Origin of the sequence: Pediococcus acidilactici (assembly GCF_016127815.1) — a bacterium.
Lineage (GTDB): Bacteria > Bacillota > Bacilli > Lactobacillales > Lactobacillaceae > Pediococcus > Pediococcus acidilactici.
On record NZ_CP066046.1, the window covers coordinates 64,893 to 76,968 of the forward strand.

13 protein-coding genes and 1 riboswitch are annotated in these 12,076 nt (G+C 43.1%); of the genes, 11 read left to right on the forward strand and 2 right to left on the reverse strand.

The features are described from left to right. Positions 1 to 30: 30 nt before the first annotated feature. Positions 31 to 1,236, forward strand: a complete 1,206-nt coding sequence (locus I6H64_RS00280) for a CDP-glycerol glycerophosphotransferase family protein (protein WP_008841745.1) — start codon at positions 31 to 33, stop codon at positions 1,234 to 1,236. 183 nt (positions 1,237 to 1,419) lie between these two features. Here I6H64_RS00280 and I6H64_RS00285 read toward each other — a convergent pair whose 3' ends face one another. Further along, positions 1,420 to 2,184 (reverse strand): DUF4811 domain-containing protein, encoded by a 765-nt coding sequence (locus tag I6H64_RS00285; protein ID WP_036685474.1) that lies wholly within the window; start codon positions 2,182 to 2,184, stop codon positions 1,420 to 1,422. Further along, entirely contained in the window at positions 2,184 to 3,662 is a 1,479-nt protein-coding gene (locus I6H64_RS00290) for an MDR family MFS transporter (protein ID WP_036685475.1), read from the reverse strand. Before I6H64_RS00290 ends, I6H64_RS00285 begins: the two co-directional genes overlap by 1 nt. 151 nt (positions 3,663 to 3,813) lie before the next feature. Here I6H64_RS00290 and I6H64_RS00295 point away from each other — a divergent pair, with 151 nt between their 5' ends. The 10 genes from I6H64_RS00295 (at position 3,814) to I6H64_RS00340 (ending at position 11,854) form a co-directional block, all read left to right on the forward strand. After that, positions 3,814 to 4,266 (forward strand): MerR family transcriptional regulator, encoded by a 453-nt coding sequence (locus I6H64_RS00295; RefSeq protein WP_005918939.1) that lies wholly within the window; start codon positions 3,814 to 3,816, stop codon positions 4,264 to 4,266. A gap of 52 nt (positions 4,267 to 4,318) precedes the next feature. Next, a riboswitch (FMN riboswitch) is annotated at positions 4,319 to 4,443 on the forward strand. 125 nt (positions 4,444 to 4,568) lie between these two features. After that, positions 4,569 to 5,150, forward strand: coding sequence for an ECF transporter S component (locus I6H64_RS00300; RefSeq protein WP_056985174.1), 582 nt, complete (start codon positions 4,569 to 4,571; stop codon positions 5,148 to 5,150). 103 nt (positions 5,151 to 5,253) lie between these two features. Further along, positions 5,254 to 5,412 (forward strand): hypothetical protein, encoded by a 159-nt coding sequence (locus tag I6H64_RS00305; RefSeq protein WP_232623512.1) that lies wholly within the window; start codon positions 5,254 to 5,256, stop codon positions 5,410 to 5,412. A 214-nt stretch (positions 5,413 to 5,626) separates the two neighbouring features. After that, positions 5,627 to 6,121, forward strand: a complete 495-nt coding sequence (locus I6H64_RS00310) for a biotin transporter BioY (protein ID WP_008841750.1) — start codon at positions 5,627 to 5,629, stop codon at positions 6,119 to 6,121. 285 nt (positions 6,122 to 6,406) lie between these two features. Continuing rightward, complete coding sequence (locus I6H64_RS00315; protein WP_036685483.1) at positions 6,407 to 6,556, forward strand: teichoic acid D-Ala incorporation-associated protein DltX; 150 nt, start codon at positions 6,407 to 6,409, stop codon at positions 6,554 to 6,556. A gap of 14 nt (positions 6,557 to 6,570) precedes the next feature. Then, on the forward strand, positions 6,571 to 8,097 hold the full coding sequence (gene dltA / locus I6H64_RS00320; RefSeq protein ID WP_008841751.1) for a D-alanine--poly(phosphoribitol) ligase subunit DltA: 1,527 nt from the start codon (positions 6,571 to 6,573) through the stop codon (positions 8,095 to 8,097). After that, the gene (dltB, locus tag I6H64_RS00325; RefSeq protein ID WP_008841752.1) at positions 8,097 to 9,299 is read left to right on the forward strand and encodes a D-alanyl-lipoteichoic acid biosynthesis protein DltB; all 1,203 of its coding nucleotides are present in this window, start codon (positions 8,097 to 8,099) and stop codon (positions 9,297 to 9,299) included. The genes dltA and dltB overlap by 1 nt, the downstream gene beginning before the upstream one ends. 16 nt (positions 9,300 to 9,315) lie before the next feature. Then, entirely contained in the window at positions 9,316 to 9,558 is a 243-nt protein-coding gene (gene dltC / locus I6H64_RS00330) for a D-alanine--poly(phosphoribitol) ligase subunit DltC (protein WP_005918945.1), read from the forward strand. Next, positions 9,551 to 10,837 carry a D-alanyl-lipoteichoic acid biosynthesis protein DltD gene (gene dltD, locus I6H64_RS00335; RefSeq protein ID WP_036685488.1) on the forward strand — a complete coding sequence of 429 codons (1,287 nt, stop codon included), beginning with the start codon at positions 9,551 to 9,553 and terminating at the stop codon, positions 10,835 to 10,837. Before dltC ends, dltD begins: the two co-directional genes overlap by 8 nt. Positions 10,838 to 11,023: 186 nt before the next feature. Further along, positions 11,024 to 11,854: a YitT family protein gene (locus I6H64_RS00340; RefSeq protein ID WP_002832429.1), complete on the forward strand. Its 831-nt coding sequence runs from the start codon at positions 11,024 to 11,026 to the stop codon at positions 11,852 to 11,854. The last annotated feature ends 222 nt before the right edge of the window (positions 11,855 to 12,076 follow it).

Sequence of the window (12,076 nt, forward strand, 5' to 3'; positions counted from 1 at the left end):
AAACAATTATAAAATAGGGGATAAATGTAAATGGATTTGATTACAATTTTGCGGAAAGTCAAACGCCGCCTCCTAACCTACGCCTTCAAAATTAACTACCGGCCCGCAAAACGGCCCACCGTTATTTTTGAAAGCTTTGGAGGGCGACAAATTAGTGACTCGCCGTTAGCAATTTATAAAGAAATGAAAAAAGAATATCCCGATTATCGATTAATCTGGGTGGTGAATAAGCAACTGGTTGAAGACGGGTTTCCGAATGGAGAACGTTACGATTATGTGGTTCGGGGATCTTTTAAATGGGTGCGTACGATTGAAAAAGCGCACGTCTGGGTTGAAAATGCCCGGTTGCCTCGTTGGGTGAAAAAGCCGGCGCACGTTAAAATACTGCAAACTTGGCATGGTACGCCGTTGAAAAAGTTGGGCTTGGATATTGCACAAGTAACCATGCCCGGGACCACTACGGAAAAATATCACGAAAATTTTGTTCATGAAGCAAACCGGTGGGATGCATTAATCAGTCCTAACGCCTATTCTACGAAAATTTTTCGCCAAGCTTTTGGTTATCAAAACGAAATTTTGGAAATTGGTTATCCCCGCAATGACGAGTTAGCGCATCCCAACGCAGCTAAAATTCGGCAGCTTAAAGAAAAGTTAGGGATTCCCCTGGATAAAAAGGTGGTCTTATACGCACCAACCTATCGGGATAACCAATTTTTCACCAAGGGAAAGTATGCTTTTAGCCTACCGTTTGATTTGGCAAAATTACGGGCTGCGCTTGGAGAGGATACAATTTTGCTTTTACGGATGCACTATTTGATTGCTAACGCGGTGGATCTTACTGGTGTAGAAGACTTCGCAATTGATGTATCGAATTACCCGGACGTTGCGGATTTGTACTTAGCTGCGGACGTGTTGGTTACGGATTACTCCAGCGTTTTCTTTGATTATGCATACTTAAAACGGCCCATTGTGTTCTTTCCATATGATTATGAAACTTATCGCGACGAACTTCGTGGATTTTATCTGGACTATCAAAAAGATTTACCGGGCAAGATTGTTTACAACGAAGGCGAACTGACTCATGAATTAGCTCAACTCGCTAAGGAAACTCAGCAACAGCTAAGTCCCCAATTCGAACAATTTTACGCAAGGTTTTGCGCCATTCACGCGGGTGATGCGGCAGCCCAGGCGACAAATTGGGTAAGTCAACAGTTGCAAGCTTACGAGACTAAATAAGCAAGGTGAATTTTATGAGCGGTCTTACGCCAGTAGTTGCGCTAAAACGGCGACAGCGGCTTTTAAAGGGGTCTAACGGACTTGTAAAGCCAATAATTAACCACGATGGTCTTTGAAATCAATAAATGAAAAAGCTTCGCAAGAATTCCGATTCTTGCGAAGCTTTTTTGATCGGTAGCTAAACTACTTTTTAGCTTGTTCAATTAGCTTTTGCATCATTTGTGCTTGGTACTCAGCACTAAACTTCTTGGTAGCTTCAGCAGTTGTCTTGTCAGTCAACTTTTTCTGTTCGGCAGGACTCATCCGGGGATTTTTCTGCAAAGCAGCTTTTAAGGTGTCCTTAACCGTTGCGGTTACCTTAGCTTTTACGTACTTAGTAGCATCCTTTTTCATAGAAGCTTGATTTTGTTTAACCAATTTTTGCAATTTAGCGGCTTCGGTAGTTGACAAAGTTGGCCAATTTTTAGGCACGTAGAAGGTGTTAACCCGGTGGGAAACTTCCCGGTCGTTTCCGGCGATGCCAAACCAAAGGCGGTAGGTATCGTTTTTGTATACCCAACGGGTGGTTTTCTTCTCTAAACGGGCTTGGTCGTCGTTAGTGGTCTTAACCCGGTTAGTAGTTTTTTCCAATTCGGTGTGGGAAGTTTTCTTTTTGTCCGCATCCTTTTTATAAACGTAAACTCGTTCCTTACCATCGGTCCCAATATTCTTATAAAGTAACATGGGCATTTGTTTTGAAGGTGAAACTGAGTAAACGGTTTGGGTAGTTGTTTCGGTGATCTTCTTCATTCCGAAATGTTCCCGGTCGTTCATTACCAATAGCGCTACTGAGCCAACGACCACGATGGCAGAAATAGTGGTACAGATGTAACGAACCACGGGTTTGGGAATTAGGGTCATTGAAACAAAGGTTGCGATCACAGCAAGTATTAGTAGAAAAATAATCATTATTTTTCACCTCCAGCTTGAGGTTGTACTTCGGCTGAACTACCAGAACGGTTGCTAACAAAGAAGGCAATGATTAGACCTAAGGCACTGAAGCCAACCGCGATCCAAAACGATGCGTGGTAACCACTGATAGTGGCATTAAAGGCTTGGTCTTTGTAAGCAAGTGGTTCAGCTTTCAATAAGTGTTTAGCAGGCATTTGGTTGTTAGTAACGTTGGTTAGCACACTGACTAAAATAGCAGTTCCCATCGAACTAGCAACTTGCCGAAGGGTGTTGTTAACCGCGGTTCCGTGCCCCATCTTGTCAAATGGCAACGAGTTCATTCCGGCAGTAGTAACCGGCATCATTGCCATTGAGATTCCAGCCATCCGAATTGCGTATAACACGATGATGTAAAGCATTGGAGTGGTCCGGGTGATGAAAGCAAATGGTAACGTTCCGATTGTTAACAAGAACATCCCGGTAGTCGCTAACCGGCGTGCCCCAATTCTATCGAAGAGACGTCCGGTAATCGGGCTAAGAACCCCCATCATTAATGCCCCAGGCAATAATGTTAATCCAGAATGAAAGGCAGATTCGCCACGTACAGTTTGGATGTAAAGAGGAAGAACCATTTCTGCACCGACCATGGCAATCATGGAAACCGAACTAAGGGTTGCTGAAATTGAAAATTCAGGAATCTTCAATACCCGTAGGTCAAGGAACGGATTTTTACTCCGTAATTGACGCGCCCCAAATAGGATTACGAAGATTGCCCCGATAATTAAGGTGGCTACAACTAAGGAATCAGTCCAGCCCTTGTCACCAACTTCGGAGAAGCCAAAGAGCAAACTACCAAAACCAATGGTTGAAAGTGCAGCTGAAATCCAATCGAGTTGGGTGTGCTCCGTTTTCAAAACGTCTTTCATAAAGAAGAAACCAGCAATTAAAACTACAATGACGGTTGGGATAATCATCCCAAATAAAGTCCGCCAGTGGTAGTTATCAATGACCCATCCAGAAAGGGTCGGCCCAATTGCTGGAGCCACCCCGACAACTAGGCCGGCAAGTCCCATCGCTGAACCACGTTGGTTAGCGGGGAAAATGGTTAGCATCATGGTTTGCAAAAGGGGCATCGTAATTCCGACCCCTAGCGCTTGGATTAGTCGTCCAGCAAGGAGTACTGAAAACGACGGGGCTACGTAACAGAACGTGGTCCCAATTAAAAATATCGTCATGGCTGAAAGGTATAGCCGTTTGGAAGGAATCCGGCTAGTCAACCAGGCACTAATGGGAATCATGATCCCGTTGACCATCAAGAAACCAGTCGTGAGCCATTGCACAGTCGAGGTACTGATATCGAAGGCCTTCATTAAAGTAGGAAAGGCCGTGGTTAAAATGGTTTGGTTCAAAACGGTACAAAATGAACCAATTAAAAGCACAAGGATCAATAAAGACCGCTTATAGGGTTTTCCATGTGCATCAAATGCTTGTGTCATAAGCTTACAACCTCTTTTCATAAAAACTATTCTTAGATACTATAGTCCGGTATACCATCTTTGTCAACTTATTTGACAAAGATGTTAGAGAAGTTATAATTAAATTAAATAAACGGACAAAGTCAATCAGGTTAACTTCAGGAGGAGAATCATGGGAAATCCGTCAGATCGGGTCGATATGTTAAAAAGAATCATTGCGAGCGAGTCTTTGTTACTAAGTATTGGCGATGTGGCAAAGGCAATTGATGTGTCACCTCGTCAATTACGTTATTGGGAAAAGAAAGGCTACGTAAAGACCAATGTATCAGAGTCGGGCCAGCGTAAATATACGTACCCTGCACTTATTCAAGCCGGAAACATTGCCCATTACCTTAATAAGGGGTATACGTTAGCGATGGCAGCTAAAAAAGCCGAGGACAATCGTAAGTTAATGAAAATGTTACGAATTTTTTTGCAGTCCCGGGTAAACAAGGGCTACGAAATTGAAAACGGCTATGAAATCGACTTGGGTGAAGTGAAGAACTTACCTGCGGAAGAACACCTGCTGATAGACGTGATGCAAGACGGTGAAAGCTATTTCAAAATCAAAAAAACAAATGATTGACGAAGATTAATTAGTAGGCTATATTTATAGTGAAATACTTATAAAAAATAAGGTTCATCTTCAAGGGGCAGGGTGTAATTCCCGACCGGTGGTACAGTCCATGACCTGTCATTTTTGACAGCTGATTCGGTGAAATTCCGAAACCGATAGTTAAAGTCTAGATAAAGGGAGATTGAATTTATTGACGCGCACTGAATTTTTTAATTCGGTTTTTAACGCTGTTGCCCCGAACTCGAGCAACGGCGTTTTTTTGTGGAAATAAGTTACCAAGAAGGTGCTCCGATTCTAAAGGAGGCAGTAACATGAGTGTTTCTAAAGTTAATAAGATGGTGATTGTCGCAATGCTGGCAGCCATTTCGTTTGTGTTGATTTTCATTGATTTTCCGATTTTACCGGGGTTTTCGTTCTTAAAGATTGACTTTGCGGACGTACCGGTCTTGATCGGAACCGTTTTGTTTGGGCCCGTGTGGGGAATGGCGACGGCTGGATTAGCTGGGCTATTGGACATTATTGTTCGGGATAGCAACCCGGCGGGAGCCCTTGGAGCGGTAGCAAATTGGATGGCGGCGGTAGCATACGTTCTACCAATCTATTCGTTTTTGAAACGCGCAGAAGATCAGCCACATCACCAAGCTGTAATGGCGCTAGTTAAGGGAGTGCTGTTAGGAACGGCCTTGATGACCGTGGTGATGAGTGTGGCAAATCTGTTTGTTTTGTTACCACTGTATATGAAATTGGCAAGTTTCCAAATAAATATCTCGACGTTAAATATGGTGTTGTACGGGGTGCTACCGTTCAACATTTTAAAGGGAATCATAGTAGGAGCAGTAATTGGATTACTGTACTTTAGGCTGATGCCGATAGTGAGAAGGGGAGAAAAATAAAGAGAGTGGAAGCCACCGGGTAATTTTTGAGGATTAACTTGATTTTGGCCTTAATCGCGGTTTAGGCGATTAAGGCCAAAATATAGTTAACCGGAGAAAATTGGTGGCTGGAACTCGTTTCGACTGTGCAGCAACAGAACACAAAGGATTAACAGAAACAGGGACTAATCGCGGTTTTGGCGATTGGTCCCTGTTTTGGTTAACCGGAGAGAGCTGGGTTCCAGAACGCGGGTTAGCCAGTTCGCTAAACCACGGAGATTAGGCTCGCGACAGTCCTAATTTCAAAAATTACTACATATTATAATATCGGTTAACGGTAACCGAAAATAGCAGCTAATGCGCAACATGCTATAATAAAGCTTCATCAAAAATGGTTGATAAACAACATTTTTGGAATAAGGTAATTCAACTGTTCGGTTGGAAGGCCAAATTTAGAGGTGAAGTTTATGCGGCTTGACGCGCGAAGTATAACAAAAATGGCATTATTACTGGCAATTATCATTGGGTTGGGATTGGTTCCTAATCTTCCAATGGGATTGATTCCGGTTCCCATCACGGTGCAAAATATTGGAATTTTATTAGTGGGGTTAATCCTTACTCCAGGAGAAGCCGCAATCACCATCGGCGCGTTTCTGCTACTGGCCTTGCTAGGCATGCCAGTCTTAACCGGAATGCGGGGTGGAGTAGCCGTATTTATGGGACCGACGGGCGGTTACCTATTGGGGTATCTTGTAGGAGCAGTGTTATTGGCATGGTGGACGTCACATGGTCGACAAGATTGGTTTGGTCTCTTTGCAAAAGTTGCCATCATTGCGGTTCTAGTAATTGATTTATTGGGAATTGTTGGATTTGCAATTAATATGCGGATGGCATTTTCTAAGGCGGTGCTTGCAAACGCCTTTTTCATTCCTGGAGACGTTATTAAATCTGCGTTAGTGGCTTTAGTGGGCCGACGCTTAAAAATAAAATAGACGCTACAAAGCTAAAATTTAGTCAAGACCAGCTCCCGGAGGCTAAATTTTAGCTTTTTTTAAACTTTTATGAGATAAATTTGATAAACGCCGTAACGACGGAAATAATCGGCAGATAATTTATGAATAGAATGTGACAAATGTGAACTTTTTAAGCCCGTAATGTTACGGTTACTTTACAAAAAATTCAAATCATGCCATAATTTTGCGTAACGTTTAGCAGGGTTAGCGACCTAACGCAACCTTTGCAAACTAAACCAATAGCAAAAAACAGGGGGGATTGTGGTGATCGGTTTTCTTAAGAATCTGTGGCAACACGATTCGGTTAAATTCATCACAAGGACAGTATTTTACTTTTTAGTTTTTGTGATTTTACTTTATTTATACGGGTATAGTGGAATGTCTGGCGGGACTTTCATTTACAACGAATTTTAGCAGGAGGTTTTGATTTGCAAAAAGTTACAAACGTAATTGAAAAGATTGATTCAATTGCCCAAGAGCATCCGGACTGGATTGCTTATGATTATTTGGGAAATACGCACACATATGGTGAATTAAAAGCTTTCTCAGATAATTTAGCGGCTTACATTTTAGAACAAAATATTATGGAACAAGCTCCCATTATGATTTATGGGGGACAAACATTTGAAATGGTGGCGGCCTTTTTAGGAGCAGTTAAAAGCGGTCATGCTTACGTTCCAATTGACCGGCATTCTAATCCAGAACGGTTAACCATGATCAATGAGATTGCGCATCCCGGGATGTGTATTGCCATTGAAGACTTACCGGTCTCTTTAGATGACTTGCCAATTTTGGAAGGCCAGGAGCTTTCAGACGTGTTTGCAAATTCGCAAAGCGTAGAGCTAGATCAGGCGGTCACCGGAGATGAAAACTACTACATTATTTTTACTTCGGGAACCACGGGTAAACCAAAGGGAGTTCAAATCAGTCATAACAATCTATTGAGCTTTGTTAACTGGCAAATGGACCAGTTCGATTTACCTGACCGACCGGTAACCTTGTCGCAACCACCATATTCGTTTGATTTATCGGTAATGGACCTATACGCTACTTTGGTGTTAGGAGGAACGTTAAAGGCGGTTCCTAAGACGGTTACCGATAATTTCAAGGAACTTTTCGAAATTTTACCAACGTTAGGGTTAAATGTCTGGGTTTCAACGCCATCTTTCATGGACGTATGCTTATTGCAACCAACTTTTGATGCGGATCACTATCCGGCACTATCCCGGTTCTTGTTCTGTGGTGAAGAGTTATCACATGCGACGGCCCAAGCTTTAAAACAACGTTTTCCAGAAGCGCGGATTTTTAACACGTATGGCCCGACGGAATCAACAGTTGCGGTTTCGGCAATCGAAATTACGGACGCCGTGCTGGAACAAAACGACCGGTTACCAATCGGCCGGTTGAAACCGGACATGGGCGGTTACATCATCGATATGGATAACAACGTTGTTAAGGCTGGTAACGAAGGTGAATTGGTAATTTATGGCCCAGCGGTTTCAAAGGGTTACATTAATAATCCAACCAAAACTAACGAAGTCTTCTTCAAGTATGAAGGGCATCCGGCATACAAGACCGGTGATTTGGTGGTAATGGATCAAGATGGGGTCCTCTACTACCGCGGGCGAACTGATTTCCAAATTAAATTACACGGTTACCGGATTGAACTTGAAGAGGTTAACCATTACTTGAACAACGACCCGCTCATCAAGGCGGGAATTGCCGTGCCTAAGTACGGTAAAGACCAAAAAGTTGCGCAACTAGTCGCGTACGTAATTCCGGCAACGGATGAATATGATTCACAAATTAAACTCACGGTGGCCATTAAGGACAGTTTGAAGGCTAACATGATGGAATACATGGTCCCGAACCGGTTTATTTTTGTTGAAGAATTGCCACAAACGGCGAACGGCAAGATTGACATAAAAAGTATGATCGCGCGGGTTAACTCATGATGTGGACAGCGACACCTTACGAAAACCCGACTTACTTTTTCATGTTAGCCATTGCCCTAGTGCCCATTGTGATTGGGATGCTACGGGGACGCCGTTTTCACTGGTACGAACTGTTAGTATCGTTTTTCTTCTTGTTGCTAACCTTTGGGGGACCAAAGTGGCAACAGGGGATTGCCTTAATTGGTTATTTAATCTTCCAGGTGATATTGGTTTCACTATATAACCGCTATCGCAAGCAGCATAACGCGACCGGAGTTTTCGTAGGGGCCGTAATATTGGCAATTTTGCCCCTAGCAGTGGTCAAAATGACGCCGTTATTGCAATCAGGTAACTCTTCGTTAATCGGATTCCTCGGAATTAGTTACCTAACTTTCAAGGCGGTTCAGACCATCATGGAAATTCGCGACGGGGTCTTGAAGGATTACGATCCGTGGTTCTTCCTGCAGTTTTTGGCCTTCTTCCCGACAATTTCTTCTGGGCCAATTGACCGGTACCGGCGCTTTAAGAAGGATTATTTAAATGTCCCTGAACGAGGACACTACTTGGACCTGTTGGAAAAGGGTGTGCACTACCTTTTCTTAGGGTTTGTGTATAAATTTATGCTGTCTTACGTATTTGGTTCCTTGCTTTTGCCAAGGGTCCAACACATTGCTTTACAAACGGACGGTCTCTCTTGGGGCCTGTTGGGCGTAATGTACGTTTACAGTTTTTACCTATTCTTTGATTTTGCGGGTTATAGTTTGTTCGCGGTAGCCATTAGCTACTTCATGGGGTTCGAAACTCCGATGAACTTCAAGCAACCGTTCAAATCGCACAACATCAAAGAATTCTGGAATCGTTGGCACATTACCTTGTCATTCTGGTTCCGCGATTATGTTTACATGCGGCTCGTGTTTTTCTTTATGAAGCACAAGACCTTTAAGAGTCCTAAGACGACGGCAAACGTAACTTACGTTTTAAACATGTTGTTAATGGGATTTTGGCATGGGGAAACCTGGTATTACATCCTCTATGGTTTGATTCACGGGGTCGCCCTCGTAATCAACGACTGGTGGCTTGGATTTAAGAAAAAGAATCCGGGACGCTTGCCGCATAACCGGTGGACAGAAGCACTTTCGATCTTCATTACCTTTAATTTCGTGTGCTTCACTTTCCTAGTTTTCTCAGGATTCCTAGATAAACTATTTTTTGTTAAATACTAAAGGAGATTAATTAATTATGGACGTAAAAGAAACAGTTTTAAATATTTTGACAGATTTAATTGGTACGGACGTTAGCGACAGTATGGATGATAACCTTTTTGACGCAGGTCTATTGGATTCAATGGGCACGGTTCAATTATTGTTGCAATTACAAACTGAACTAGGAATTGAAGTTCCCGTATCTGAATTTGAACGTAGCGAATGGGACACCCCAAATAAAATCATTGCTAAAGTAAAGGAACTTCAAGCTCGTGGCTAAAAGGTTATGGATGATTTTTGGTCCCGTTTTAGCGGCAGCGCTGATTTTAATCGGACTTTTATTTTCCCCATTCAAAATAAATAAGATTAACTCAGCCGTTGAGCAAAAAGCAGCTACGGCATTGTCCCCAGATACGCTCAAAGGAGATGCCGTAAAACGGGCCGCCTTAGAAAATGGGAATTACGTTCCCTTTTTTGGGTCTTCAGAACTTTCCCGGTTTGATTTAGCCCATCCGTCCGTAATGGCGGAAAAGTATGATTGGGACTTCCGTCCATTTTTACTAGGAGCACCGGGGACCCAATCGTTGACCCATTATTTTGAAATGCAGGGAATTAATCCCCAACTAAAAAATAAAAAGGCCGTCTTTGTGATTTCACCACAGTGGTTTGTAAGAAAAGGGGCGGACCCGCATGCCTTTGCATTTTACTTCTCGCAATTGCAAGCCGTTAACTTCTTGGAAAACCAAACTGGAAAGCCAAGTGAACGATACGCTGCTAAACGGTTGCTAACTATGTTAGACGACCGGAGTAACAGCACTAACCGTCAAGTAATTAACGCGTTAGACCGGGTGGCTAACGGGCAGCAGGTAACTTCGGGACAACGGACTTACTTGAAGTACTATAAACGGTTGTTGGCTCATGAAGACCAACTCTTTTCGCCGCTTAGCTTGCAAGGAACTAATCAGGACCATATTAACCGGCAGGTCGAAGCATTACCTAATAGCCCGTCGGATGGGATGATTCAACAAGCTTTGACCCGCCAAGCTAAACGGCAAACGTCAAACAACCAGTTTGGGATTCAAAATCAGTTTTATAATAAACGTTTGAAGAAACGGATTGCTGCTTTTGAAGGGATGCAAAAGCATTACGACTATACGCGTTCGCCTGAATTTGCTGACTTCCAGCTAATTTTGGATCAATTTGCGAAAAATCATATCCAAGTGCTCTTTATCATCCCGCCGGTTAACCAGAAGTGGGCGGATTACGTGGGCTTATCACAAGAAATGCTCCGTGGTTTTGACAAAAAAATAAATTACCAGCTGCAAAGTCAAGGATTCAACCAGATCCTCGATTTATCACGCGATGGCGGTAAGAAATATTTCATGCAAGATACCATCCATTTAGGCTGGTACGGTTGGTACGTGGTTGATCAAAACGTCAAGAATTTTGTTGACCAACCTAGCCAATCAACGCATTACCAAATTAAGCATCAATTCTTTGATGAAGATTGGCAACAGTTAAAACCATCTGATTTGAAAACTTATATCAAGAATAATTAATAACTTTTAGGTATAATAGAAAGAGAATCGGAGCTGGGGAGCCGAACGTCGCGACTTTGAAAATTGATTTTGGAATTTTGTGACTGACGACTGCTTTTGCAAAATTGCGAGAGCGGAATTGAAAGCTAGTCGAGCGTTTACCCACTCTTTTTAGATAACTAGTTTAAGGGAACGGGGGATAAATAGATGCGCGAGAAAAGTTTTCGGTTGGTCAGCCAGTTTGCCATCATGTTAGTCGCGCTAGAAGTTTTAGCGATTAGCATTAACATGTTTTACGCACCACATAACGTGGCTGCGGGAGGCGCAACGGGGATTTCAATTTTGTTAGAGGACGCCTTTGGCTGGAACCGGGCGCTGATTGTCTTTATCATTAACGTGGCAATGCTGATAGCGTCGTACTTTACATTGGGAAAACAGACTACGGCCCGAATTACGGTGGGCAGTTTGTTGTTACCAGTCTGTATGGCGGTGACGCCGAGTTTAAGCTTGGTATCGGACCGCACGTTGGCAGTGATTGTCGGCGGAGCGCTGTACGCAATTGGAGTGGCGCTGTTATACCAAATTGATGCTTCCAGCGGGGGCACTACGGTACCGCCGTTGATTTTAAAAAAGTACTTTAACTTTAAAACTTCCGTGAGTTTGCTGGTGCTTGATACGATTGTTTGTCTGATGAATATCTTTAGTTCGGGAATGGAAGCTTTCATCCTAGCGCTATTTTCATCGGTGATCACGCTGTTAGTGATGAATTATATTGAGACCGGAATTGACCGGAAGAAGAGTGTTTACATTATGAGTAGCCGACTTAGTGAGGTCGAGGAAATTATCTCGGAGTCGCTGGATCAAAGTTACACGAGTTTGAACGTGCAGGGAGGATTTTCGGGAGATAACCGCCGGATGCTAATGCTGGTGGTGGAAAATGCCGAATATCACCGAATTATTGAAAGAATTAGGGAAATTGACCCCAAGGCGTTCATTTTAACGACCAATGTGGCGGAGATTCATGGGGGACAATATTAATATAGAGGGTTTTGAAACCCGGGTAGCTCTTGAGGACTAACGGAATTAAGGGGATTAATCGCGATTTTGGCGATTGATCCCCTTAATTTGGTTAGCCGGAGAGGGCTGGGTTTCAAAACCCGTTTCGACTACGCGGCAGAAAAGTATTTGTATTTAACGACCAATGAACTAAAAAAGGGGCCTCAGATTTCAAGCAGAAATCCGAGGTCCCTTTTCAACATT